Annotated in this window: 24 protein-coding genes and 2 pseudogenes; 19 read left to right on the forward strand and 7 right to left on the reverse strand. The window is 71.0% G+C overall.

Annotated elements, in window-relative coordinates:
- Positions 1-176: 176 nt before the first annotated feature.
- The gene (locus N6H00_RS37445; protein ID WP_443073151.1) at positions 177-1,505 is read left to right on the forward strand and encodes an MFS transporter; all 1,329 of its coding nucleotides are present in this window, start codon (positions 177-179) and stop codon (positions 1,503-1,505) included.
- A gap of 247 nt (positions 1,506-1,752) precedes the next feature.
- On the opposite strand, the gene N6H00_RS37450 is transcribed toward N6H00_RS37445, so the two are convergent.
- The gene (locus tag N6H00_RS37450; RefSeq protein ID WP_268976337.1) at positions 1,753-2,313 is read right to left on the reverse strand and encodes a TetR/AcrR family transcriptional regulator; all 561 of its coding nucleotides are present in this window, start codon (positions 2,311-2,313) and stop codon (positions 1,753-1,755) included.
- Between the two features lie 103 nt (positions 2,314-2,416).
- On the opposite strand from N6H00_RS37450, the gene N6H00_RS37455 reads away from it, so the two are divergent.
- The gene (locus N6H00_RS37455; protein WP_268976338.1) at positions 2,417-3,268 is read left to right on the forward strand and encodes an SDR family oxidoreductase; all 852 of its coding nucleotides are present in this window, start codon (positions 2,417-2,419) and stop codon (positions 3,266-3,268) included.
- A gap of 168 nt (positions 3,269-3,436) precedes the next feature.
- On the opposite strand, the gene N6H00_RS37460 is transcribed toward N6H00_RS37455, so the two are convergent.
- A complete protein-coding gene (locus tag N6H00_RS37460) occupies positions 3,437-4,198 on the reverse strand; it encodes a pirin family protein (RefSeq protein ID WP_268976339.1) in 762 nt (253 codons plus the stop codon).
- 234 nt (positions 4,199-4,432) lie between these two features.
- Between N6H00_RS37460 and wrbA the strand changes: the two genes are divergently transcribed.
- The 3 genes and pseudogenes from wrbA to N6H00_RS40670 all read left to right on the forward strand — a co-directional run.
- Positions 4,433-5,053: an NAD(P)H:quinone oxidoreductase gene (gene wrbA / locus N6H00_RS37465; RefSeq protein ID WP_268976340.1), complete on the forward strand. Its 621-nt coding sequence runs from the start codon at positions 4,433-4,435 to the stop codon at positions 5,051-5,053.
- Positions 5,054-5,269: 216 nt separating this feature from the next.
- Complete coding sequence (locus N6H00_RS37470; RefSeq protein WP_268976341.1) at positions 5,270-5,947, forward strand: hypothetical protein; 678 nt, start codon at positions 5,270-5,272, stop codon at positions 5,945-5,947.
- Between the two features lie 63 nt (positions 5,948-6,010).
- A pseudogene (locus N6H00_RS40670) lies at positions 6,011-6,211 on the forward strand (helix-turn-helix domain-containing protein); the annotation flags it as partial.
- A gap of 137 nt (positions 6,212-6,348) precedes the next feature.
- Here N6H00_RS40670 and N6H00_RS37475 read toward each other — a convergent pair.
- Positions 6,349-6,487 (reverse strand): annotated as a pseudogene (locus N6H00_RS37475) (histidine phosphatase family protein); the annotation flags it as partial.
- Positions 6,488-6,645: 158 nt separating this feature from the next.
- Here N6H00_RS37475 and N6H00_RS37480 point away from each other — a divergent pair.
- Positions 6,646-7,284, forward strand: coding sequence for a class I SAM-dependent methyltransferase (locus N6H00_RS37480; protein ID WP_268976342.1), 639 nt, complete (start codon positions 6,646-6,648; stop codon positions 7,282-7,284).
- Between the two features lie 26 nt (positions 7,285-7,310).
- Here N6H00_RS37480 and N6H00_RS37485 read toward each other — a convergent pair whose 3' ends face one another.
- The 3 genes from N6H00_RS37485 to ku form a co-directional block, all read right to left on the reverse strand.
- Positions 7,311-7,928, reverse strand: coding sequence for a TOPRIM nucleotidyl transferase/hydrolase domain-containing protein (locus N6H00_RS37485; protein WP_268976343.1), 618 nt, complete (start codon positions 7,926-7,928; stop codon positions 7,311-7,313).
- Between the two features lie 131 nt (positions 7,929-8,059).
- Positions 8,060-8,344 carry a hypothetical protein gene (locus N6H00_RS37490; protein ID WP_268976344.1) on the reverse strand — a complete coding sequence of 95 codons (285 nt, stop codon included), beginning with the start codon at positions 8,342-8,344 and terminating at the stop codon, positions 8,060-8,062.
- Between the two features lie 65 nt (positions 8,345-8,409).
- On the reverse strand, positions 8,410-9,315 hold the full coding sequence (gene ku, locus N6H00_RS37495; RefSeq protein ID WP_268976345.1) for a non-homologous end joining protein Ku: 906 nt from the start codon (positions 9,313-9,315) through the stop codon (positions 8,410-8,412).
- Between the two features lie 106 nt (positions 9,316-9,421).
- On the opposite strand from ku, the gene N6H00_RS37500 reads away from it, so the two are divergent.
- From N6H00_RS37500 to N6H00_RS37525, 6 genes are all read left to right on the forward strand, one after another.
- On the forward strand, positions 9,422-9,892 hold the full coding sequence (locus N6H00_RS37500; RefSeq protein WP_268976346.1) for a DUF6233 domain-containing protein: 471 nt from the start codon (positions 9,422-9,424) through the stop codon (positions 9,890-9,892).
- A 188-nt stretch (positions 9,893-10,080) separates the two neighbouring features.
- Positions 10,081-10,221, forward strand: a complete 141-nt coding sequence (locus N6H00_RS37505) for a hypothetical protein (protein ID WP_268976347.1) — start codon at positions 10,081-10,083, stop codon at positions 10,219-10,221.
- Entirely contained in the window at positions 10,209-10,712 is a 504-nt protein-coding gene (locus N6H00_RS37510; RefSeq protein WP_268976348.1) for a CoA transferase, read from the forward strand. Before N6H00_RS37505 ends, N6H00_RS37510 begins: the two co-directional genes overlap by 13 nt.
- On the forward strand, positions 10,702-11,673 hold the full coding sequence (locus N6H00_RS37515) for an HpcH/HpaI aldolase/citrate lyase family protein (RefSeq protein ID WP_268976349.1): 972 nt from the start codon (positions 10,702-10,704) through the stop codon (positions 11,671-11,673). The genes N6H00_RS37510 and N6H00_RS37515 overlap by 11 nt, the downstream gene beginning before the upstream one ends.
- Complete coding sequence (locus N6H00_RS37520) at positions 11,670-12,464, forward strand: alpha/beta fold hydrolase (RefSeq protein WP_268976350.1); 795 nt, start codon at positions 11,670-11,672, stop codon at positions 12,462-12,464. The genes N6H00_RS37515 and N6H00_RS37520 overlap by 4 nt, the downstream gene beginning before the upstream one ends.
- A 168-nt stretch (positions 12,465-12,632) precedes the next feature.
- A complete protein-coding gene (locus N6H00_RS37525) occupies positions 12,633-14,096 on the forward strand; it encodes an alpha/beta hydrolase family protein (RefSeq protein WP_268976351.1) in 1,464 nt (487 codons plus the stop codon).
- Positions 14,097-14,228: 132 nt separating this feature from the next.
- On the opposite strand, the gene N6H00_RS37530 is transcribed toward N6H00_RS37525, so the two are convergent.
- Complete coding sequence (locus tag N6H00_RS37530; protein WP_268976352.1) at positions 14,229-14,846, reverse strand: LysE family translocator; 618 nt, start codon at positions 14,844-14,846, stop codon at positions 14,229-14,231.
- 112 nt (positions 14,847-14,958) lie between these two features.
- Between N6H00_RS37530 and N6H00_RS37535 the strand changes: the two genes are divergently transcribed.
- From N6H00_RS37535 to N6H00_RS37565, 7 genes are all read left to right on the forward strand, one after another.
- Positions 14,959-15,426, forward strand: a complete 468-nt coding sequence (locus tag N6H00_RS37535; RefSeq protein WP_268976353.1) for an Lrp/AsnC family transcriptional regulator — start codon at positions 14,959-14,961, stop codon at positions 15,424-15,426.
- 210 nt (positions 15,427-15,636) lie between these two features.
- Positions 15,637-16,308, forward strand: a complete 672-nt coding sequence (locus N6H00_RS37540) for a DUF5134 domain-containing protein (protein WP_268976354.1) — start codon at positions 15,637-15,639, stop codon at positions 16,306-16,308.
- Between the two features lie 305 nt (positions 16,309-16,613).
- Entirely contained in the window at positions 16,614-17,543 is a 930-nt protein-coding gene (locus N6H00_RS37545) for an ArsR/SmtB family transcription factor (protein ID WP_268976355.1), read from the forward strand.
- A gap of 241 nt (positions 17,544-17,784) precedes the next feature.
- Entirely contained in the window at positions 17,785-20,037 is a 2,253-nt protein-coding gene (locus N6H00_RS37550) for an MMPL family transporter (RefSeq protein ID WP_268976356.1), read from the forward strand.
- A 47-nt stretch (positions 20,038-20,084) separates the two neighbouring features.
- Positions 20,085-21,011 carry an AurF N-oxygenase family protein gene (locus N6H00_RS37555; protein WP_268976357.1) on the forward strand — a complete coding sequence of 309 codons (927 nt, stop codon included), beginning with the start codon at positions 20,085-20,087 and terminating at the stop codon, positions 21,009-21,011.
- Positions 21,012-21,022: 11 nt separating this feature from the next.
- Positions 21,023-21,313, forward strand: a complete 291-nt coding sequence (locus tag N6H00_RS37560; protein ID WP_268976358.1) for a DUF4873 domain-containing protein — start codon at positions 21,023-21,025, stop codon at positions 21,311-21,313.
- Positions 21,314-21,333: 20 nt separating this feature from the next.
- Positions 21,334-22,938, forward strand: coding sequence for an aldehyde dehydrogenase family protein (locus tag N6H00_RS37565; protein ID WP_268976359.1), 1,605 nt, complete (start codon positions 21,334-21,336; stop codon positions 22,936-22,938).
- Positions 22,939-22,952: the final 14 nt, after the last annotated feature.

Below are 22,952 nucleotides of genomic sequence, written 5' to 3' on the forward strand. Positions count from 1 at the left end.
GCCGGGGGAGAAACCGCAGTCCCGGGCGTTCGGTGAGCCCCGACAGGACCGGGTCGCGTGCAGACCGGCCTTCTCGCCGGTGGCCAGGCGCAGTACGCCTGGCGCGTAGCGCTACGCCCTCTGAAGAGGTTGGCGCAGCGTAACTGCCGTGCCCGAAAACGGGGAGAATCGTGATCATGACAGCTTTCAGAAATGGGCCTGGGTCGGCCTCCGCTGCTGGCGCGGGGACTCATGCGGGTGCTGTGACCCCTCCGGCGCGTCCTGTACGGCAGCTGATCGCCGCCTCGATCGGCAATGCGGTCGAATGGTATGACTGGTACGCATATACCTTCCTTGCCACGTACATCGCCGCGCAGATCTTCCCCAAGGGCGCGGCGAATTCGCTGGTGCCGCTGCTGTCGACGTTCGCCGTCTTCGCGGTGGGATTCTTCATGCGACCCGTTGGCGGGCTGCTCATGGGCGCGGTCGCTGACCGGCGCGGGCGCCGTGCGGCGCTGACGGTGACCATTCTGCTGATGGGCGGCAGCAGCCTGCTGGTGGGGCTGACGCCGACGTACGCCGCCGCCGGCGTCCTCGCGCCGATCGTCCTCGTCCTGGCCCGGCTGCTGCAGGGGCTGTCGGTGGGCGGGGAGTTCGCCGCGTCGACCACATTCCTTGTGGAGTCGGCCGGGCCCGGCCGACGGGGGCTCTTCTCCAGCTTCCAGTATGTGTCGACCACCATCGGGCAGCTCGTCGCGTCCGGAGTCGCGGCGCTGCTCGTGGCGAATCTCGCGCCCGCCACCATGGAAGGCTGGGGTTGGCGAGTCCCGTTCGTGTTGGGCGCGCTGCTGAGCCTGGTGGGCTTCTGGGTCCGGCGCGACGCGGACGAGACGCGAAGTGAAGAGCAGGCGAAGGCGCCCCGCCCCGGCCTCTTCGAGGCGCTGCGCCGCCATCCGCGCGAGTCGCTGCTGATCTGCGGAATCACCGCGGGCGGCACGCTCGCGTACTACACGTGGACGTCGTATCTGCCGACGTACGCCGAGCTGAACGCCGGGGTGGACAAGGCGGACGCGCTGCTGGCGGGCACCCTGTCGCTGACGTTCTTCGCGGTGCTCCAGCCCGTCGCGGGCATGGTGTCCGACCGCTTCGGGCGCAAGCCGCTGCTGCTGATGTTCGGGATCGGCTTCGCGCTGCTGAGCGTGCCGTTGCTGCGCGCGCTCAACGACTCCTTCGTCACGCTGCTGCTCGTGCAGTGCGCGGGCATGGTCCTGCTGAGCGGCTTCACGGCCATCTCGGCGGCCGTGAACGCGGAGACGTTCCCGGCGCGGGTGCGCGCCGCGGGAATCGGGTTCCCCTACTCGCTCACCGTCGCCCTCTTCGGCGGCACGGCGCCCTACATCGGCACGCTGTTCAAGGACATGGGGCAGGCCGGCCTCTTCCCCGTGTACGTGGCCGTGCTGTGCCTGGTCTCCTCCGCCGTCTACCTTCGGCTCCCCGAGACCGCCCACCGGCCGCTGGAGCGATGAGGGCGCGGGGTACCGGCTGCCCAGGGCGGCTCCTTCTTCGGGGGCGTCGAAGGCGGCGACCTGCGCCCGAGCCGGCCGAGCGCGCTGTCCGACCGGATCGGCCGCCGCCCCCTGCTGATCACCTTCGGCGTCGGCGCGGTCCTCGGCACCGCGATGTGTCCTTCTCTTCCGAGGACACGCCGGCCCCGCGCGAACAGGTCGCCGCCTGACGTCCGCCGGGCGGCCCGCCCTCGCCCTGGCCGGGGCGTCAGCGCGTCAGGGCGTCCATGAGCAGGCCGACGAGCCGCTGGGCCTGCTCCCGGGTGCCGTACTGCGCGGAATGGGCGAGGCCACCCATGAGGAGCAGGAGGTCGTCGGGGGTGACGTCGGTCCGCAGGCCGCCGTCCCGGGCGCCGGCCTCCAGGAGGGCGGCGACGGCGTCGGTCAGCAGTGCCCGGCTGTCGGCGTAGGGGTCGACGCCGGAGGCGATGACCGCGTCGAGCGCCGCGGCCATACCGCTCTTGGCCGTGACGTAGTCGAGGAAGTGTGCCATCCACCTGCGGGTGGCCTCGGCGGCCGGGTACTGGGCGAGGAGGTCGGTCGCCTGCTCGCAGACGCGGGTGAGCTGGTGCCGGTAGGCGGCGTCGACGAGCGCTTCCCGGGTCGGGAAGTGCCGGTAGAGGGTGCCGACCCCGACGCCCGCCTGCTTGGCGATGGCGGCCGGCGCGGTGTCCAGCCCCTGCTCGGCGAAGACGCGCGCGGCCACCTCCAGCAGACGTGCCCGGTTCTGCAGCGCATCGCTCCTGGTCCGGCGGGGGGCGGCGGCCATACGGGTTCCTCCGGTGGTCTGGCTCCGATTGCATTCCGGAATGCGTTCCGCTTAACTGGTTACCGGAACGCATTCCGGTAACACTCTACCCGTGGAGACCGCCATGACCGCACCCTCCGACCAGGCCGTACGCCACTGGTTCATCACCGGAGCCTCCGGTGGCCTGGGCCGTCACCTCACCGAGCACGCCCTCCGCAGCGGCGACCGCGTCACGGCCACGGTCCGCCGCCCGGAGGCTCTGGAAGACCTGCGCGAGACCTACGGCGACCGGCTGACCGTCGAAATCCTCGATCTCACCCGCCCGGCCGACGTCGGCGAGGTGATCGACAGGACGCTGCGGTCCGAGCCGGTGGACATCGTCGTCAACAACGCCGGATACGCGGTCGTGGGCGCCGCCGAGGAGATGACCGTCGACCAGATCCGCGACCAGATCGAGGTCCTCCTGCTCGCTCCGATGCTGATCACCCGGGCCTTCCTGAAGCCGATGCGCGAGCGGGGCGGAGGCCGCATCATCCAGATCTCCAGCATGGGCGGCCAGATCGGCACCCCCACGCACAGCTCCTACCACGCGGGCAAGTGGGGGCTGGAAGGCTTCACCGAGAGCGTCAGCCGCGAAGTCTCCGACTTCGGCATCCGCCTCACCGTGGTCGAACCCGGCGCCACCCGCACCGGCTTCGCCTCGGCCCTGCGCTACACCACCGCGTCGGCCGCCTACCGCGACACCGCCGTCGGCCGGACCCGGCGTCTGCTGGAGGGCGCCGACGAAAGCCTGTTCACCGGCGACCCGGCCAGGCTCGCCGCCGCCATCTACGACACCACCCGCCATCCGGACCCGCCGCTGCGCCTCACTCTCGGTTCCGACACCTACGACGCCGTCCACGCCGCGCTGACCGAACGCCTCGCCGCACTCGAAACCCAGAAGGAGCTCGCGGCATCCGTCGCCTTCCCGCGCTGATCCGACGCCACCAGGCCGAGTGCGGTCAGCCCCCCGCCAGGGCCGTTCTCGCGGTGCGGAACGACACCGCCCTGACGAGGGGCTGGGTTTCTGGATTCCGGGTTGGGTCCAGGCCGGTCCAGGCCGGTCCAGGCCGGTCCAGGCCGGTCCAGGCCGGTTCAGGCCGGTTCAGGCCAGGGAGATGGCGGCGTTCATCTCCCACATGAGCACCTCGGCGCCGTCGGGGCCGCCGGTGAGGCGCTGCCCCTCGGCACCGGTGACACGGACCGCGTCACCGGTGGCCAGCGCTCCCGCGCTCTCCAGTTCCGCGCTGCCGCGCGCGACGAAGAGGTGGACGAACGGAGCGGTGGCGATCTCCAGGGTCTCGCCGGGGCGGACGCGGGCGACATGCAGGGCGGCGTGCTTCTGCCGGATGCCGATCGCGCGCTGGTTGCCGTGACCGGGCATGCCGGAGGCGAGCGTGGTCCAGCCGCCGACGGCGAGTTCGTCGTTGATGTCGAGCTGCTCGTAGCCGGGGCGGATACCGGACTCGTCGGGGATGGTCCACATCTGGATGAAGTGGACCGGGTCGTGGTGCTCGGCCTGGCCGGTCAGGGTCCAGGAGTCGTTCTTCTCGCTGTGCAGGATGCCGGTGCCGGCGCTCATCCGCTGCGCGAGACCGGGGTAGATCACCCCGTTGTGTCCTTCGGAGTCCTGGTGGACGAGGGCGCCGTCGAGGACCCAGGTGATGATCTCCATGTCCTGGTGGGGGTGGGTCTCGAAGCCGGTGCCGGGGGCGACGACGTCGTCGTTGGAGACCAGCAGGAGCCCGAAGTGGGTGTTCTTGGGGTCCCAGTGGTGCGAGAAGGAGAAGGAGTGGTGGGAGTCGAGCCAGCCGGCGCGGGTGTGGAAACGCTCGTTGGCGCGCCGGATGTCGAGGCGAGAGGCCATGGTGGTGTCCTTGCTGTCCGTGCGGCCGGGGATGCCGACCCGGTTTAGTTGAACGTTATACAACAGCGCAGGCGGAAACATTCCCGCCACCCCGGAGGGGACGACTGCCCTCCATATGGTTTACGGTTCAACCAGTGCCCGATCGGCGGGCATGCACCAACGAGGATGAGATCCGCCATGGGCATCTTCAGTCGCAATCGAACGAACGAGACCAACGGAACGGAGGCCGCAACCGTGAGCACCCCGATCAAGGTAGCCGTCGTCTATTACTCCTCCACCGGCACGATCGCCGAGGTCGGCAAGCAGATCGCCCGGTACGCGGAGAAGGCCGGCGCCGAGGTCCGCCTGCTCAAGGCAGCCGAACTGGCCCCGCAGTCCGCGATCGACTCCAACGACGCCTGGGCCGCCAACGCCGCCGCCACCGCCGACATCCCCGTCGCCACCCCGGACGACGTCGAATGGGCCGACGCCGTGATCTTCGGTTCCCCCACCCGCTTCGGCAACGTCGCCTCTCAGCTGAAGCAGTTCATCGACACGCTCGGCGGCCTGTGGGCCCAGGGCAAGCTCGCCGACAAGGTCTACAGCGGCTTCACCTCCTCCGCCACCGCACATGGCGGCCAGGAGTCCACGCTGCTCGCCCTGTACAACTCCTTCCACCACTTCGGCGGCCTCGTCGTGGCACCCGGCTACACCGACCCCGCCAAGTTCGCGGACGGCAACCCCTACGGCACCTCCCACGTCGACGCCCAGGGCAACAACCCCGTCGACCAGACCACCCGCGAGGCCGCCCGCGTCCAGGCCGAGCGCATCGTGCGCATCACCACCGCCCTCAAGGCCGGCCTCGCCGCCGCCTGATCCCGCCACCCGGCGGCGCACCACCCCCGGTGCCCCGGCCGGCCGCACGGCATCGTGCGGCCGGTCGGCCGGCCGGACCGGGACCGAACCTGGGGGGTGTTGTCAGGTCCACCCCCCATTCGGGTTCCAGACCCAGGGACCGCGGGCGCCGGGCGCGCGAGGCTTTCTTCCATCGACAACAGCACGCATCACACGACGTGTCCGAGGGAGAAAGCAATGAACGAGAACGTCGCCCGACGCTTCACCGGAGCGGCGGGGATCGCCGCGGCAGGGGGTCTCATCCTCGAAGTGCCGCTCTACTTCGTCTACTCGGGGCCACCGCCGGACTCCAATGTGCTGGCCCGGCTCCTCATCGGAATTCTCGCGCTCGGCGGCGTCCTGGTCTTCGTGACGGGCTTCCGGGAACTCGTCAAGACGGTGGCGCCCGAAGCGGAATGGGCGGGCACGCTCGCCTTCGCCTCGGGCCTCGCCTACACCATCGTCACACTCGTCTCCAGCGGCCTGGAGGCCGGAGCCGTCATCGCCACCGACCACTCCATCGACCCCACCATCGCGGTTTCGGGCACCTACATCCTCTACGGGACGATCTCCCGCATGCTGCTCGGCATGTTCCTGGCCGCCTTCGGATACACCGTCAGCCGCACCCGCCTGCTGCCGTGCTGGGCCCACCGCACCGCCTACGCCCTCGCCGCCGTCAACCTCGCCTTCATGCCGTCCCTCTTCTTCGGCAACACCCCGGCCCACTTCTACGCCGCCAACGGCTGGGGCACCACCGCCCTCATGGGAGCCGTCCTCAGCTACTGGCTCCTCGCCATCGGAATCACCACCTGCCGCAGCGCCAACCGCGTACCCGAGCAGCACACCGCCACCCCACGGACGCTGACCAGCGGCTGACCGGGCTCCGCCGGGTGGCGCCGCCTGCGGTGGCCGGTCGACGCGAGGCGCCAGGGAGGAGCCGTGGCCGGGGCGAGTGGGCCGAGTCCGGGGAGAGGTGGTGGAGGGGCCGGGGAGGGGCCGGGGTGGCGGCGGCGTCCGGCTCACCCCGGCCCCCGGACGTTCACCCGCCGGCGATGCCCACCCATCTGGGGTGTCACCGAGCTCGCCCAGGCGCTGGGTCTGCCGAAGGCCCGGGTGCACCGCCACGCCGCGAACCTGCGGCAGGCGGGCTTCCAGTCCCAGACAGCTCACCGACGCGGGCGTCACGGTCACCGAAGTCCTGCCCGGCGGTTCACCGATCGACGTGGCGCTGAACCCCGGCACCCAGCTCGCCTACAACAGCACGGCCCAGGGCAACCCCGGACGCGGACCTCGAGCCCTGTCGCGGCGGCCAGCGGCGCGGTGGTGAGCCGGGCACGCAGGAGGGGCGACGCGTACAGGGCGTCGATGCTTGAGGTTGGACGGGGTCTGGCCATGACGTAGGAGCAGCAGGCGCATGCGGGGGAAACCTCCACGGAGCGATACAGGTAACTCCACTCTCTCCCGGACCCTCGCTTCTTGCCGAACCGGCAAGAAGCGTTGGTCTTCCTCTGCCCGCCCGGCAACACTGAACCCGGGTGCCGGTGGCACCCCACACCCGTCCGGAAGGAACCTCGATGTCGACAGCGCAGCCCACCGACCCGACGCTCTTCTGGGAAGAGCGATACCGCGCCGGCGAACGCCTCTTCAGCGGTAACCCGAATCCACTGCTCGTGCGGGAGGCCAGCGACCTGGCGCCCGGCGATGCGCTGGACCTGGGCTGCGGCGAGGGTGGTGACGCCCGGTGGCTCGCCTCGCGCGGGTGGCGGGTGACCGGCGTGGACATCTCCGCCACGGCGCTGGCGCGGGCCGCGGCCCATGTCGCCGAGGCCGGCTTCGCCGAGCAGGTCACGTTCGAACGGCATGAACTCGGAGTGACCTTCCCCGAAGGGAGCTTCGATCTGGTCAGCGCGCAGTTCCTCCAGTCACCGGTCACGTTGGACCAGGACGGCGTACTCAAGCGGGCCGCCGAAGCGGTGGCGCCGGGGGGCACCCTCCTCGTTGTCATGCACGCCGGCTGGCCGTCCTGGATGGCGGAACACGAGTACCCGTTCGACGCCGTCTTCCCCACGCTTCAGGGCGTGCTCGCGGCGCTCGCGCTGCCGCCCACCTGGCGGGTGGAGACGCTGGAGGCCGTGGAGCGGCCCTTTCCGTCACCCGACGGCAGGCCCGGCACCCGGGTGGACAACGTGTGGCGACTGACCCGTACCGGCTGAGACGAGGGCCGCTCCCGGCCCAGCGGTCAGAGGCCGGCCAGCAGGTTCACCAGCGGGGCGGGTACGCGGTCGGGGGCGAGGGCCTCGACGAGGACGCGGCCGTAGCGGATCTTGCGCCCTTTCTTCGTGCCGAGGAAGCGCCGCAACTGCTGCTGTGAGGTGCGGCCCCGCTGTGCGGGCTGGCGCAGGAAGGTGTGCAGGGCGCGCAGGTCGCCCTCCGCCCGGACGAGCTCCGCCACCCGTGTCACGCCCAGCGCGCGGATGAGCTCGTCCTCCAGATCCGCCGAGCAGACGAAGAACTCTTGCCGTGCCGTACTCGCCCGCGCCAAGCCGCGCGCGTAGTAGGGGCGCTCCGCCTCGTCGCACAGCCCGGTGAGGCGGAGACCCAGGCCGGGCGGCCCGAGGAGGCGGGCGAAGCGCCCGACGCTCATCGCGCCGCCCATCGACAGGACGCAGACTCCTTCGGCCGCCAGGTTCCGGCCGCGGCTCGCGGCCAGCGCGCTGACCGCCGCGGCGTCGCTCGGCCCCTCGAGCAGCACGGCCGTGCGGACGGACAGTCGCGCGGCCAGCTCCCGCGCGGCGTCGCCGGGACCACCGGCCGCCCACGCGGTGACCGCCTCCCGGAACGACCCCATGTCAGCCATGGGACGAGTCTGCGCCCTTTCCGGCCACCACGGTAGGGAATTTCGACTCCGGCCGGACGCGCATGCTGGTCAGCCTGCGATCCGAAGGCGGACGGAGATCGGCGTCCGGTGTGCCGGCGGGGCGGGTGGTGTTACGGGGCGCCCGCCATCTGCCGCTGCCGCTCCCCGTCGGCGTGCGCCTTGCCCATCAGCGAGCCTTCCTCTTGTTCGTAGTGGGAGAGGGCGAGGCCGAGGCCGAAGAACGTGGGTGCCCACTCGCCCACGAAGAGGCCCCACCGGTCCGCCCGGTCCAGACCGGTGCCGGGTTCGGCGCGGAGGGAGGCGGCCCAGGTGAAGATGGACAGGCCGATGGAGGCGACGGCGGCGGTGTAGGCGTGCTCGCTGCGCAGGCCCAGGTCATGAAGTTTCTTGATCACGACGGTGCTCCTCGGGAGAACCCCCCTCTGGTCCGCCCTCGTGTGCCCAGTCCGCGCCGGGTCACTCAGGACGCGGTCCGCTTCCTGGCCGTCTTCTTCGCCGGGGGCTTCTTGGCCGTCTTCTTCGCGGCGGCCTTCTTCGGCTTCTTCTGCGCGGGCATCTGGTGCACCTCGGCCTCGCCGGCTTCCTCCCCACGGGCCTCCTTGGCGGCCCGGACGCTGTCCTGGAGGGCGGCCATGAGGTCCACGACCCGGCCCTTGGGTTCGGCCGGTGCCTCCATCTCGGGCGGCGCGTGGCCCTCGGCCTTGGCCTCGATGACGGCTTCCATGGCCTCGCGGTACTGGTCCTTGTACTGGCTGATGTCGGTGCCGCCAATGGCCTCCATGAGCGCCATGGCCTCATCGACCTCCGAGTCGGAGATGTCGACGGCCTTGGGGGCGAGCCCTTCGGCCGAGCGGATCTCGTCCGGCCAGTGGAGCACCTGGAGGACGATGGCATCGCCGACGACCCGGAGCGCGCCGAGCCGCTCGCGGTTGTGCCAGGCGAACTTCGCGACCGCGACCTTGTCGCTGCGCTGGAGCGCCTCCCGCAGCAGCACATACGGCTTGGCGGCGACGGCGCCGTCGGCCTGGAGGTAGTAGGGCTTTCCGAAGCGGATGGGGTCGAGCCGCTCCGCTTCCACGAACGCCTCGACGTCGATGGCCTTCGCGGTGGGGACGGGGAGGTCGTCGAGTTCCTGGTCGGCGATGGGGACGAGCTGGTCCTTGGACGCCTCGTAGGCGCGGCCGATCTCCTCCGGGGCCAGCTCCCGGTCTTCGAGTTCGCAGACTTTGCGGTAGCGGATGCGGCCGCCGTCGGCGGTGTGGATCTGCCGGAAGGAGATCGAATGGTCCTCGGTGGCGGGCATGACCTTGATCGGGATGGTCACGAGACCAAAGGAAACCGCTCCGCTCCAGACCGGGCGTGGCATGGCATACCTCCCACGATCCCCCCTGGGCTCGGCTCCAGCCTAGGTCAGCCGCCGGGGGAGCGCCCCCGGTCGGTCCGGCACCGCTATTCGAACTAGAATGCGAATGGTGAGTGTGGAGGAGTGGCGCGCGAAAGCCGGTCCGTGGGTCCGGGCGGCGATGCCGGATGACCAGGAGCTCGACGTCATCCTGAGCCGATGGACCCGCACTACGGACGGCCGCTGGTGGGCCGAGTGCGAGGCCATCCTCCCGGCCCGCTACGAGCGTGCCGATGGCCGCTCCCGGGCCACCGGTGCCCCCACTCCGATCAGTGTCCCCAGCGAGCGGATCGCCCCGATCCCCGGCGAGGACTACAGCGCGGTCCCCGTCGACGGGGCGATCGCCGGACGGCAGTGGGTGGTGGAGAAACTCCACCAGTACGCCGAGGACGCCGCCTCCCGCCGCCTGCACCGCCGCGACTGCTGGCAGGTCCGCGACGAGCACACGCTCGTTCCCACTCGCGAAGCGGCCGACCTCCTGACCCACCCGGACGTGGCGATATGCGACGTCTGCTCACCGGACAAGGCGCTGCGGCGCTGAGACACCGCTGCCAGCGGAGCTGGACCACCAGAGTGCTCATCCGGCCGGCGGCGGTGTCGTACACCCGTAGCAGCAACTGGTTGTGGTCGTTGATGTCGCCGATCGACCGCACGGTGCCCTCGGGGAGGTCCAGCATCGAGTCGAGCCGGTGCGGGGCGCCGTGCGGATCCCACACCGCGGGGAGGCTGGTGGCGACGGTGTCCGCCGTGCACCAGATCAATCCGAAGGCCGTACTGCTCCAGATCTCCGGCTTCGGCGCGACGTCCTCCCGGGCCGACGAGCCGGGCTTCGGCAAGGTCGGCGGGCCCGCAGCGGCGTGGTGCACCTGACCGGTTTCCCCGACACCCCGCCCGTGCACACCGGTTTCTCCCACGGCGACGCCGTGACATCGGCGACGCCGCGGTCCGTGCGCAACGTCGCGAAACTGCTCGGGTTCGACGAGGCCGAGTTCGCCACCGTACCGCAGCAGTTCGCCGGGCGCGCCCGCCTCGACGACGGCCTGCGGGCATGGGTGGCCGAGCGCACCGCCGCCTGCCTCGAGGCGTTCACCCGTGCCGAGGTGGTGGCATCACCGGTCCTCAGCGCCGCCGACATCGCCGAGGACCCCGTCTACGCCGAACGCGAGGACATCGTCACGATCGACGACGCCGACCTCGGCCCCGTACGCATGCAGTCCGTCATCCCCCACTTCCACCAGCGGCCGGGCGCGGTCTGGCGGACCGGCCCCGCCCTGGGGCAGGACAACCACCTCGTCTACCGGGATTGGCTCGGCCTGGACGAGGAGGAACTCACCGACCTGGAGAAGCACGGTGTCGTCTGACCCCCGTCGCACCCCACCCCTCGCGCCCGCGCCGCGCCCGCTCCTGCGGTCCCTGCTGTTCGTACCCGGCAACAGAACGGCCTCCTGGCTTCCCAAGGCCAGGGCGGCAGGAGCCGACGCGGTCATCCTCGATCTGGAGGACGCCGTGCCCGAGGCCGACCGGGCCGCCGCCCTGGACCAGGTGACGAACGCTCTCGCCCGGCAGGCCGACACCCCGGGGGGACCGGCTCTGTTCGTCCGCGTCACCCCTCTCGACACCTGGGCGGCCGCCGAGGCGCTGCGCGGCATCTGCGGTCCAGGACGCAGCGGCATCGTCCTGCCCAAAGTGACCGGGCCCGACGACATACGCCTCGCCGACCGGCTCCTGGGCTGGTGCGAACGCGAACACGGCCTGCCCCGGGGCCACGTCGCCCTGGTGCCCCTGCTGGAGAGCGCCCGTGCGCTGCACGATGCCCACGGCTGCGCGGCGGCCGCCGGTCGGGTCGCCTACCCCGGCGCGATCACGGGGGCGGGCGGTGATGTCGAACGGGCCGTCGGCTACCGCTGGAGCCCTCAGGGCTGCGAAACACATGCCCTGCGTGCCCGGGTACTGCTCGACGTACGGGCCGCGGGCGCACCGCATCCGGTGGCCGGGCTGTGGACCCGCGTCGGCGATCTCGACGGACTGCGCGCCTTCGCCGAACAGAACCGGGCGCTCGGCTATGCGGGCATGATGGCCATCCACCCCTCGCATGTGCCCGTCCTCAACGAGGTGTTCGCGCCCAGCACGGCCGAGCTCGAGCGCGCGGCACGATTGGTCGCCGCTGTGGAGGAGGCACAGGCCCACGGCACGGGTGCGGTCACTTTCGAGGGGGAGATGGTCGACGAGGCCATGGCGGCAACGGCCCGGTCGCTACTGGAGTGGTATACCGTCGGTGCCGACAGCATGCCCGGATCCGTTGATGAGGTGGCAGGTCAGTGAGCCGACGGCGACCTGAGCCCGATCCGTCGGCCTGCGAGGCCGTGCGACGTGGCCACGGCGGTCGGCGACAGCGCGCGACGCCGGGCACCGCCCCGCTCGCCGTGGCGCTGCCGGGGTCGTTCTGTGACCCGGCGATATTCGACAGACTCGGACACGCGCTGGCGGGACACTGCCGCCTGCTGGCCCTGTCGTGGATGACGGATGCCGACTCGTGCGGCATCGCCTCGCTCGCCGAGTGGACCGCCGGCCGCATCAGGGCACACAGCGGCGAACCGGTCGTCCTGATCGGGCACTCCACCGGCGGCGCGATCGCCCTCCAGGCCGCCGCACACCACCCCGAGCTGCTGCGGGCGCTGGTATTGATCAATACCGGCCCCCATATGCGGGAACACGGAGACGTGGACACCCTGATCGACGCCATCGGGACGGACGGCGTCGAGAGCATGACGCGACGTGTGATGCGACGCTCGTTCCAGACCCCTCCGCCCGCGGCCGAACTCGAGCGCTTCCTCGCCTACGGTCGCGCCGTCCCCGCCCGGTCCGCCGTGGAGGCGCTGACCAGCCAGCGCGACACCGATCTGACCGAGGCCCTGCCCGCGATCCGGGTGCCGGTCGCGGTCGTCCACGGGCGGCACGACCCGGTCCGCGGTATCGCCGGCGCCGCGGCGATGGCCGAGGCGCTCCCGGACGCCACCTTCCACCCCGTGGACGCGGGACACAGCCCGATGTACGAGTGCCCCGACGCGGTGCGCACCGTCCTCGTGGAACTCCTGGCCCGCACGGACCGCTGACCGACGCCCGCACATCGGCCGGCCCGTTGTGCCTGCTCCGGGACGCTTCGGACGGGACGGGCGAACAATATGAACGCAACGGCCGATGGGATGGCACTCACCCGTGGCGGTCCCTAACATCCCGGCTCGCAGCGCAACTTCGCGCAGAGCACGAACAGGAGCCGCTCCTTGAACACACCTGACGCGCCCACGCATGTCCCGTGGCGGGCCCCACGGCGCCGACGCCGTCCGGCGGCACTGGCGGCCGCGCTCGCCGCCGTGGTCCTCGGCACGCTCGGCAACGCCCCCACCGCCCACGCGCGGACCGCCCAGCCCGAGGCCGCCACCTGCCCGGCCAATCTGGCCGGGAAGGCGAGGTGTTACACCGGTCAGGACACCAACGGGGCGTACTACACGATGGCCGTGCCGACCCACTGGAACGGATCCCTCGTCGTGCACGCCCACGGCGGCCCCGATCTCGGCGACTCCTCCGACCCGTCGCGCAGCACCGACGACCTGGAGCGCTGGGCGGTGATGGTCGACCAGGGATACGCGTGGGCCGGCTCCTCCTACCGCCGCGGTGGCTACGGCACCCGGATGGCGGCCGCGGACACCGACAACGTACGCCGTCTGTTCATCGACCGGTTCGGCCGGCCGAAGCGGACCTACCTGCATGGCCAGTCCTGGGGTGGCAACGTCGCCGCCAAGGTGGCGGAAACCTACGGCAGACAGCCCGGCGCGTACGACGGAGCGCTGCTGACCAGCGGTGTCCTGGGGGGCGGTTCCCGCGGCTACGACTACCGCGTGGACCTGCGCGTGGTCTACCAGTACTACTGCCGCAACCACCCCCGCCCGAGCGAGCCGCAATACCCGCTGTGGCAGGGGCTGCGGCCGGACTCCACCATGACGACGGCCGGGCTCCGCGCCCGCCTCCAGGAGTGCACCGGCTACGCGTCCGACCCCGCGGACCGGACCGCGTCGCAGCAGCGCAACCTCGACGACATCCTCGCCGTCACCCACATCCCGGAGCGTTCACTGGAGTCGCATCTGCGGTTCGCCACCTTCACGTTCCGGGACATCGTGTGGAACCGGCTCGGGGGCCGTAACCCGTTCGGCAACCGGGGGGTGCGGTACACGGGCTCACACGACGACAAGGCGCTCAACGCGGGTGTCGAACGGTTCTCGGCGGACCCCACCGCACGCCGTGACCTCTCCTACGACAGCGACCTCACCGGCTCGGTGTCCATGCCGGTCCTCACCCTGCACGCGATCGACGACCCGACGGCTTTCGTCGAGCACGAGGCGGCCTACCGTGCCACGCTCCAGGGCGCCGGACGGGACGGGAACCTCGTCCAGACGTTCACCAGGGAAACCGAGCACAGCGCGCTGAGCGACGCCGAGTACGCCGACTCCATCGCGGCCCTGGACACCTGGGTGCGCTCCGGCCACAAGCCGACCCCGCGCTCGATCGCGGCCTCCTGCGCCGCCTTCGACGCGACCTACGGCAGCGGTTGCTTCTACGACGCCGGTTTCCGCCCCTCGCCGTACGCCTCGCGGGTTCGGCCCCGCCCCGGCGGGCTCGGCTGGCCTGCCATGACCGCGGCGCAGGAGCGGGCCTGGAGCCGGATCGACGGTGTGGGGATCGCTCCCTGAGCGACCGCGCGCTGAGGGGCCCTCACGCATCCCCGTGGGTCCCGGCGGGTCCGGTCCCGGCGGGACCCGCGTCGCAACGCGCCCGGACACCCGGCTCGCCGGGTGTCCGGGTCGGTGAACGGAGCGGGGCCGTCAGCCGGCCAGACGTTCCACGAGCAGGAACCCACCGATGCCGATCATCATGGCTCCGGAGACCCGGGTGACCGCACGGGCCGCCGCCGGCCGGGTCTTCAGCACGGTGCGGGCGAGCACCCCGACAGCCAGGTAGACGACGGCGCAGGCCGCCATGTGGAGCGTGCCGAGCAGCCCCGTCTGCGCGGCGACCGGCCAGCCGGTGGCGGGGTGGATGAACTGCGGGAAGAGCGAGAAGTACAGCAGCAGCGCCTTGGGGTTCAGGCCACTGATCCCGGCCCCTTTGAGCATGACCTGCCGGCGCGAGGAGGACACGGTCTTCGTGGGCGCGTCCAGCACCGCCGGCCGTGAGAGCACACCCCAGCCCAGCCACATCAGGTAGCCGGCGCCGGCCACGGTCAGCGCGGTGAGCACGCTCGGAGAGCTCGCCACGAGCACCACCAGACCGGCCACGGCGAGCAGCGTGTATCCCGCGTATCCGGCTATCAGCCCGGCGACGGCGGGGACGACCGACCGATCCCGCAGCCCCGCCGCGATCGCGTAGGCCCAGTCCGCGCCCGGGGTGAACACCAGCAGCAGATCCACTGCCAGGAAAGCCGCCACCGTCGTCGTGTCCATCGATCGATCCCTCTCACATGCTCAGCCTTAGGAGGGAAGATTAGGTGCGATATGCCCGAAAGTGTTTCCGTGATCAGGCCCCTAGCGGCCGTTGTGGGGGAAAATCTTCCCCATGGATGCCCTCGACCGGAAAATTCTTACCGAGCTACAGCTGGACGGCCGCCTGACCGTCACCGAGCTGGCCGCGCGCGTGCGGCTGAGCGTCTCGCCCTGTCACCGCCGGCTACGCGACCTCGAACGCGAGGGCGCCATCCGCGGCTACCGCGCCGTGGTCGACCCGGCGGCCATCGGCCTGCACTTCGAAGCCGTGGTCTTCGCCACGCTGCGCTGGGAGGGCCGCGACACCGTCACCGCTTTCGAGGAGGCCGTGACCGCCATCCCGCACGTCATCCAGGCCCAGCGCCTCTTCGGCGAACCCGACTACCTGCTGCGGGTCGCCACCACCGACCTGGCCGCCTACCAGCAGCTCTACGACCAGCAGTTGGCCCAGCTGCCGGGTGTCCAGCGGCTGACGTCCACCCTCGTCATGAAGAGCGTCGTGCAGGACCGGCCACTGCCCGAGCAGCCGTCACGCGGGTGACGCACCCCCTCCTTGGCGGCGATGCCGCCCCGGTCGTCATGTCGCGCCGCTCACACCGGGAACCGTGGCAACAGGCTGTCCGACTCCTGGAAAGGACCGGTGATCACGGTCCTCGAGCCACCCGAGAGAAGGGTCAGCGATGCCCGACAGGCAGACCACGCCACCACCCGCGCCGGCCGAGAGCGAGGACCGTAGTGGGGCGGTGGGCCGATGATCGCCGCGACGGGTCTGCGCTGGGTCCTGACCGTACTGTTCGTCGTGCCCGCCCTCTTCGCGGTGTGGCGGGCCGTCACACCCGGAGGTGCCGGCGGCGGGCCGGGCGCCACGGGGCGAGCCGCACATCTGCTGCACGCGGTGATGGCCCTCGCCATGGTGGCGATGGTCTGGCCCTGGGGCATGGACCTTCCGGCCCGGCCACAGATCCTCCTGTTCACGCTGGGCGGGGTGTGGTTCGCGGGGGTGGCCCTGGCCCGGCCCGCTCCGCTCTCCCGTGCGCGTGCGCTGTCGGATGTCCTCCCGCATGTGGTGATGATGGGCGCGATGGCCTGGATGGCCGCCGCGATGGCCTCCTCCTCCCCGGAGCCGGGACACGGTGGCTCCCACGGTATGGCGGACATGCCCGGGATGGACATGTCCGGTGGCTCCGGCACCGTGACCATGACCCTCACCGGCACCGGTCCGAGGCTGACCGCCGGGCTGCTGGCCGGAGTGCTGCTCGTGCTCGCCCTGCGGTGGCTGGCGCGGGGGTTCGACGCCGCCCGGCTGGACGACACCACCGGGTCGCGGCGCCGCCCGGCGCCGGCCGAACCGGACGCGTTCGAACTCGGCTGCCACGGCGCCATGGCGCTGGGTATGGCGGTGACATTCGTACTGCTCGTATGAAGGCCTCCCTGTCAGCCGCCGGTTGACGCCCCATGGCTCTGGCGCGGTGGACGCCGTCGCGAAGGGGAAAAGACGGCGAAAGGTGGAGAAGTGCGGCGCTTCTGTGAAGGCGTGGTGTTCCGGACGGTCCCTGGCGGCCCGCCGATCAACCATGGGAATGAGGCACCGGATCTCGGACCGCATCGGTGCCGCAGCGCCACACGGGGGACGGTTTCATGGCTGTACGCATGCACTTTACCGACGAAGATCTCGCACAGATCAGGCTGGCGCAGGCTCCGGATCCCATGTGGGAAGCCCTGCTCAGCATGCACACACTACAGACGGCCGCCGCGGCGGCCGTCTTCGGCGGCTGGCGGCGCACCGTACGCCGTCGGCTCCAGACCCACGACGCCCAGTTGCTCCAGCTCGCCCCGCCCGTCGGGTACTCCGCCGACTTCCTCACCCCGGCGGCCGGCGCCGGCGGTCTGGACGCGGGATTGAGCGCCTTGCTCTCCACTCCGCGCCGCCGGTTCCAGCACGATCTCCTGGAACTGTCCCGGACGGGCCGCCGGTTACCGGTCTGGGCCCGGTCGCTCGCCGACGGCGACAAAGAGGCCGTCGGGCTCCTCGCCCGCATGTTCCGGTCCTACTTCGACACGGCCCTGGCGCCCTGGTGGGAGGGCATCCGCGCCCGGTTCGACGCCGAACGCACCGTGCACGAACGGTACTTGGCGCAGGGTGACCTGCCAGGACTGCTGGGTACGCTCCATCCGGGGCTCGTCTGGCGCGGGTCCGTGCTGGTGATCCCGGGCCTGGGGGACGACCGGGACGTCTGGCTGGAGGGGCGCGGGATCCTCATTCTCCCGTCGTACTTCTGCTGGGGCGCACCGACGCTGCTGAAGGATCCCGGGCTCCCGCCCGTCGTGGTCTATCCCATGGCGCACGACACCGCGCCCTGCGCCGTGCCCGGGGCCGACGGGGCCGTCCCGGTGCGGCCCCGGTCCTTGGACGCCCTCGTCGGCCGTACCCGCGCCCGCATCCTGACCACGGTCGCGGGCCACGGCTTGACGACGAGTGAACTGGCGCACGGCGTGGGCGTCGCGCCCGCCACGGTCAGTCACCACGCCACCGTTCTGCGCGAGGCGGGCCTGCTGAGCACCCGCCGGATAGGCGGCTCCGTGCTCCATACGCTCACCCCCCTGGGGCTGGCCCTGCTGGGCGAGCGGCCGGCTCTGGGCTCCGGCCTGGTCGCGTGACGTCCGCTCCCTGCCCGACCCGCTGGCTTGACCAAGTCTTTACTCGCTCCACGTGGGCTTTTCGAAGCAGGTCTAAAGCGATTGTCGCCCGTCTCCGGGCCTGGGCATCCTGATCGGGCCTTGACCGGTGGGCGATTCGCCTTGCCCGGCGACAGGCGACGACGGGTGGCCGACGCGGCGCGGCCGGAACTGCTGTGCCGCAGGAACTGCTCGCACGTGAACCGCACGAGGGGGACTTGGGGTGGCTGGGCGCATAACCGTGTGCATCATCGGTGCACCCCGTAGGACCCTGGCCGCCACCTTCCTCCTGCTCGCGGTGGCGGCGGTCGTCGCGGTTCCGGTCATGGGCAAGCTGTCGGCGGGCGGGTTCAGGGACCCCGGCGCCGAGTCGTCCCGGGCCACCACCGCGCTCGCCGAGGCGTTCGACCAGGGAAAGATGCAGTTGCTGCTGACGGTCACCGCGCCGGGCGGGGTGGCCGGGAGCGCGGCGCGTACGGCGGGCAGCCGCATCGTCGAAGAGCTTGAGCAGTCACCGCACGTCGCCTCGGTGTCCTCGCCGTGGACCGCTCCCGGACCGGCCGCCGCCACGCTGACCAGCAAGGACGGTGACACCGGCCTCATTGCGGCCGGCCTGTACGGCGAGGAGAACGACGCCCAGCGGTACGCCCGGGACCTGGCCGAGAAGGTGACGGGCACGGCCGACGGTGTGGTGGTCAAGGCCGGTGGCGGGGCGATGCTGTACTCGCAGATCCGGGAGCGCAGCGAAGCGGACCTGTCCTTCATGGAAGCCGTCGCCACCCCGTTGAGCCTGCTCGCCTTGATCTGGGTGTTCGGCGGACTGGTGGCCGCCGGACTGCCGCTCGCGGTCGCGGTGGTGGCCATCGCGTGCGCGGCCGCGGCGCTGCGCCTGCTCACCATGGTCACGGAGATATCGGTCTTCGCGCTCAGCCTGGCGACCGCGCTGGGGCTCGCCCTCGCCATCGACTACACTTTGCTGATCATCAGCCGGTTCCGCGACGAGCTGGCCCGGCAGGAGTCCATCGAACACGCGGTCGTCCGGACCATGTCGACGGCGGGCCGGACCGTGCTGTTCTCGGCGAGCACCGTGATCCTGTGCACGCTGCCGATGCTGCTGTTCCCGATGAGTTTCCTGAGGTCCATGGCCTACGCCGCGATGCTCGTCGTGGCGTTCGCGGCAGCGGGGGCGCTGGTGATCACACCCGCCGCGATGACGCTGCTCGGCCACCGGATCGAGTCCTGGAACCTCAAGACGCCCGTGCGCCGCCTCTTCGGCCGGAGCGGCCATCCGGTCCGCCGCACGGAGGACACCTTCTGGTACCGGAGCACCAAGGCGGTGATGAGGCGGCCGCTGGTGACGGCCGTGGCGGTCACCGCGGCCCTGCTGCTCCTCGGCTCGCCCTTCCTCGGCGTGCGGTACGGATTCCCCGACGACCGGGTGCTCTCCTCGTCCGCGTCGGTACGCGAAGTCGGCGACCAGTTGCGCGAGGACTTCACCGTCAACCCGCAAGCCGCCGTCTCGGTGGTCGTCAAGGACACCCGCGACATGACGCCGACGCAGCTGGGCGCGTACGCGGCCGCGCTGTCCCGGGTGTCTGGTGTCACGTTCGTGGCGGCTCCCGGCGCCACCTTCGTCGACGGTGAGCGGTCGGCGGGACAGTCGGCCGGCGCCGGAGCCGAGGGAAACGCCGCGTTCCTCACCGTCGCCAGCGCCGCGCCCGTGTTCTCCGCACAGTCGGAGAAGCAGCTGGACGGCCTGCACGCGGTGCCGGTCCCCGGCGACGCGCAGGTGATGTTCACCGGCACCGCACAGGTCAACCGGGACAGCGTCGACGCCATCACCTCCCGCCTCCCCCTGGTGATCCTGCTGATCACGATCGTCGCGCTCGTGCTGCTGTTCGCGGTCACCGGGAGCGTGCTGCTGCCGCTGAAAGCCGTGGTGCTGGACATGATCTCGCTGTCGGCGGCGTTCGGAGCGCTGGTCTGGATCTTCCAGGACGGCCATCTGGGGGCGCTCGGCACGACGTCGGCCGGCACGCTGGTGATACAGACCCCGATCGTGCTGTTCTTCATCGCCTTCGGCGTGTCCATGGACTACGAAGTGTTCATCATGTCCCGCATCAGGGAGTACTGGAAGAACTCCGACCGCACCGACGAGGCCAACGCCGAAGCCGTGGCGCGCGGACTGGCACGCACCGGGCCGGTGGTCACCGCCGCCGCGGCGATCATGACCATCTCGTTCGCGGCACTGATCGCGGCTCAGGTGTCGAACATGCGGATGCTCGGTTTCGGGCTCATGGTGGTGGTGCTCGTCGACGCCACCCTGGTGCGGATGCTGCTCGTGCCGGCGTTCATGAAGATGCTGGGCAGAGCGAACTGGTGGGCCCCTCGTCGGCTGCGCGCGTGGCACGACCGGTGGGCGATCTCCGAGGACGGCGCGGTCGCGCCGGTGCGGACGGAAGTGCCGGTCGGCTGACATCGGTACGGCCTGTGTCGATCAACAACGCTGGAGAGGTGAAACGGATGACCGCGGGCAACACGTCCCCGGCGGAGTCGGGCTCTGCCGAGCTGTCACGTGAGGTGGTATCCAACCGGTTGTTGAAGGGGTCGGTGAAACGGTCCTACATCCCGGTGGTCGACATCGACTGGGAGGCGCCGCTGGACGACGACAAGTTCTTCGTGGCGCCGAAGACCCTCTCGCTGTACGGCACCGAGCTCTGGCACCGGATGGACCGGGCGCAGCGGATCGAGCTGTCCCGGCAGGAGTTCGTCAACATGCTGTCGACGGCGATCTGGTTCGAGAACATCGTCAACCAGGGACTGCTGCGCCACGTCATGCACGCGGACCCGCGCAGCAGCGAAACCCACTACAGCCTGACGGAGCTGGGCGACGAGACCCGGCACATGGTGATGTTCGGCAAGGCCATCCAGAAGGTCGGCGCCGAACACGTCCGGGTCCCGCTGGCGCAGCGGGTCGTGCTGAACACGATCCCGTTCTTCCTCCGCGGCTCCGGGCTGTGGCTGTTCGCACTGCTGGGCGAGGACATCACCGACGAGTTGCAGCGCCAGATGGTCGACGACCCGGATGTGCAGCCGCTCGCGCAGCGGGTGCTGCGGGTGCACATCCTGGAGGAGGCCCGCCACATCAGCTTCGCCCGGGACGGCATCCGCAAGCGGGTGGCCGAGATGCCGCGGTGGCGGCGCGCGGTGCTGGCCAACGTGCTCGGGTTCCACGGCATCGTGAACCAGCAGGCGTTCATCAACCCGGTCGTCTACCGCCGGGTCGGTCTGCCCGACCCGAAGGCGGCGCGCCGGGCGGCCAAGGCGAACGAGAACTTCCGGCTGGTGCAGAAACGCTGCTTCGCCGGGCTGGCCGAGTTCTTCGAGGAGACGGGGCTGATGGGCCGGGTGTCCCGGAAGATCTGGAAGAAGATCGGATACCTCGACTAGTGGCGGCACGAATGAACGATGACGAGGTGTACGACGGTCCGGCGTCCCTGACCGTGGCGGGTGTCGCCCAGGAGGCCAGGGTGCGGCTGGCCGGCCGGATCGATCCCATCGACGGCAAGTACCACTGGCAGGGCACCGTCGTGGCGGCGAGCTCGCCGGAGAAGCTGTCCGGGGGCCTGGCGGTGAGCGTGACGATCGGGTCGAGGACGGCCGAGGGCCGGCTGGCCGAGCAGACGCCGTGGGGCAGCTACTCGATCACGGGCGTGGGTGCGCCGCCGTTCGACCAAGCCGAGCTCGACTAGTGGCCTTGCGAGGGGGCGCGATGGAAACGTATCCGTCATTGATCGATGGCGCGGACGGTGAGCACGACAAGTGGATCCACGTGGTGCGGACCAGCGCCATGCTGGCCGACGAGATCGGGTGCCTGCGGCTCAAACGCGGTCTCGACCGGGGCACGATCGACGGCGTGCGGGACGACCGCGCCGTCGGCCGGGTCGGCATCTCCAGCCGGGAGCAGATCGACCGGGCGGCCGCCGCCGCCCGGCGGGCCCAGCGGGAGTGGGCCGATGCGAGCGTCACCGACCGCATCGAGCTCGGCCGCAGGATCAACGAGGTCATGCGGAAGAACATCGACAGGTTCATCGAGTACCTGGTGGCCGAGGGACACCCGCGCAGGTTCGCCGAGCTGGAGATCGCCGTCGCGATGGAGGGCACGAGCGAGCTCGGCCTGGAGCTGACCCGAGCACAGCTGGAGCAGATCGGCCACGTCGGCGGCCGCCAGACCCGCCTGATACGCAAACCGGACGGTGTCGTCTGCGTCCACCCGCCGCACAACGCCCCCGCGGCCAACTCGCTGCTCGCGATCGGCGCCCTCATCGCGGGCAACGCCGTCGTGGTCAAGGCGCCGCGGAGCGCCCCGCTGACCACCGCCTGGGCGTGGCGCGAGCTGGTGTACCCGGCGCTGTGCGACTTCGGCGCCCCGCGCGGACTGGTGAACGTGGTCTGCGGCGAGCCGAACGCGGTGCTGCGGCAGTGGCTCGACAGCGACGACACCGACAACCTGATGTTCTTCGGGGACTCGGCACGCGGCATCCCGGTCGGACGGGACTGGTTCAACCGGGGCAAGAAGACCGTGCTCGAACTGTCCGGCAACGACGGGGTGCTGATCTGGCGGGACGCCGAGGTCGAGCTGGCCGTCGAGGCCCTGCGCGAGGCGTACTACGGATCCGGCCAGGTGTGCATGGCGCCGAACTTCGCCGTGGTGCACCCCGACATCGCGGACACGGTGATCTCCCGGCTCGCCGACACCGTACGCACGATGCGCCCCGGTATGCCCGAGGACCGCACCACGGTGCTGTCCCCGGTGTTCAAGTCGGCGGAGTTCTTCCAGACGCTGGAGCAGGCCGTCGCCGGCGGGGCGGAAACGCTCTTCGGCGGACACCGGATCGACGTCGAGGGCAACGTCAGCGACGTCGGATTCTTCCTCGAACCCACCGCGATCCGGGTCGACGGACTGGCCCTGGCCGACCGGCTGGACGTGGTCCGCAAGGAGACCTTCTTCCCGCTGCTGTCGATCGTGGTGCCCGAGCGCCGGGACGATGACCACGCACTGCTGCGCGCCTGCGTCGGCTTCATGAACGGCAATCGCTACGGACTGCGGAACTCGCTGTGGTCGCGGGACGCGCACGTGATCGAGACGTTCTGCGGCGGCATGAACAACAGCGGCACGCTGAAGGTCAACGACAGCCACATCGGGGTCTCGCCCGGAGTGGCCACACACGGCGGCACGGGACTGTCCGGCGGACCCTACGGCGGCGCCAACTATCCCGCGCTGGGCACCTCCCACCTTCAGGCGATCAGCATCGCCACCGAGGTGCGCCCGCGCCGCGCGATCTTCGAGGTGGCCGACGGTGCGACTCCGTCCTGAGTCCGAGCGCGAAA

The sequence above is a fragment of the Streptomyces sp. S465 genome, assembly GCF_026898115.1.
Classification (GTDB): Bacteria; Actinomycetota; Actinomycetes; order Streptomycetales; family Streptomycetaceae; genus Streptomyces; species Streptomyces luomodiensis.

Bases quoted from the DNA above. Each gene is read 5' to 3' on its own strand.
- N6H00_RS37560 (WP_268976358.1), top strand. From the start codon at position 21,023: ATGAACGATGACGAGGTGTACGACGGTCCGGCGTCCCTGACCGTGGCG.
- N6H00_RS37455 (WP_268976338.1), top strand. From the start codon at position 2,417: ATGACCGCACCCTCCGACCAGGCCGTACGCCACTGGTTCATCACCGGA.
- N6H00_RS37530 (WP_268976352.1), bottom strand. From the start codon at position 14,846: ATGGACACGACGACGGTGGCGGCTTTCCTGGCAGTGGATCTGCTGCTG.
- N6H00_RS37555 (WP_268976357.1), top strand. From the start codon at position 20,085: ATGACCGCGGGCAACACGTCCCCGGCGGAGTCGGGCTCTGCCGAGCTG.
- N6H00_RS37485 (WP_268976343.1), bottom strand. From the start codon at position 7,928: ATGGCTGACATGGGGTCGTTCCGGGAGGCGGTCACCGCGTGGGCGGCC.
- N6H00_RS37450 (WP_268976337.1), bottom strand. From the start codon at position 2,313: ATGGCCGCCGCCCCCCGCCGGACCAGGAGCGATGCGCTGCAGAACCGG.
- N6H00_RS37470 (WP_268976341.1), top strand. From the start codon at position 5,270: ATGAACGAGAACGTCGCCCGACGCTTCACCGGAGCGGCGGGGATCGCC.
- N6H00_RS37445 (WP_443073151.1), top strand. From the start codon at position 177: ATGACAGCTTTCAGAAATGGGCCTGGGTCGGCCTCCGCTGCTGGCGCG.
- ku (WP_268976345.1), bottom strand. From the start codon at position 9,315: ATGCCACGCCCGGTCTGGAGCGGAGCGGTTTCCTTTGGTCTCGTGACC.
- N6H00_RS37480 (WP_268976342.1), top strand. From the start codon at position 6,646: ATGTCGACAGCGCAGCCCACCGACCCGACGCTCTTCTGGGAAGAGCGA.
- N6H00_RS37565 (WP_268976359.1), top strand. From the start codon at position 21,334: ATGGAAACGTATCCGTCATTGATCGATGGCGCGGACGGTGAGCACGAC.
- N6H00_RS37545 (WP_268976355.1), top strand. From the start codon at position 16,614: ATGCACACACTACAGACGGCCGCCGCGGCGGCCGTCTTCGGCGGCTGG.
- N6H00_RS37460 (WP_268976339.1), bottom strand. From the start codon at position 4,198: ATGGCCTCTCGCCTCGACATCCGGCGCGCCAACGAGCGTTTCCACACC.
- N6H00_RS37535 (WP_268976353.1), top strand. From the start codon at position 14,959: ATGGATGCCCTCGACCGGAAAATTCTTACCGAGCTACAGCTGGACGGC.
- N6H00_RS37540 (WP_268976354.1), top strand. From the start codon at position 15,637: ATGATCGCCGCGACGGGTCTGCGCTGGGTCCTGACCGTACTGTTCGTC.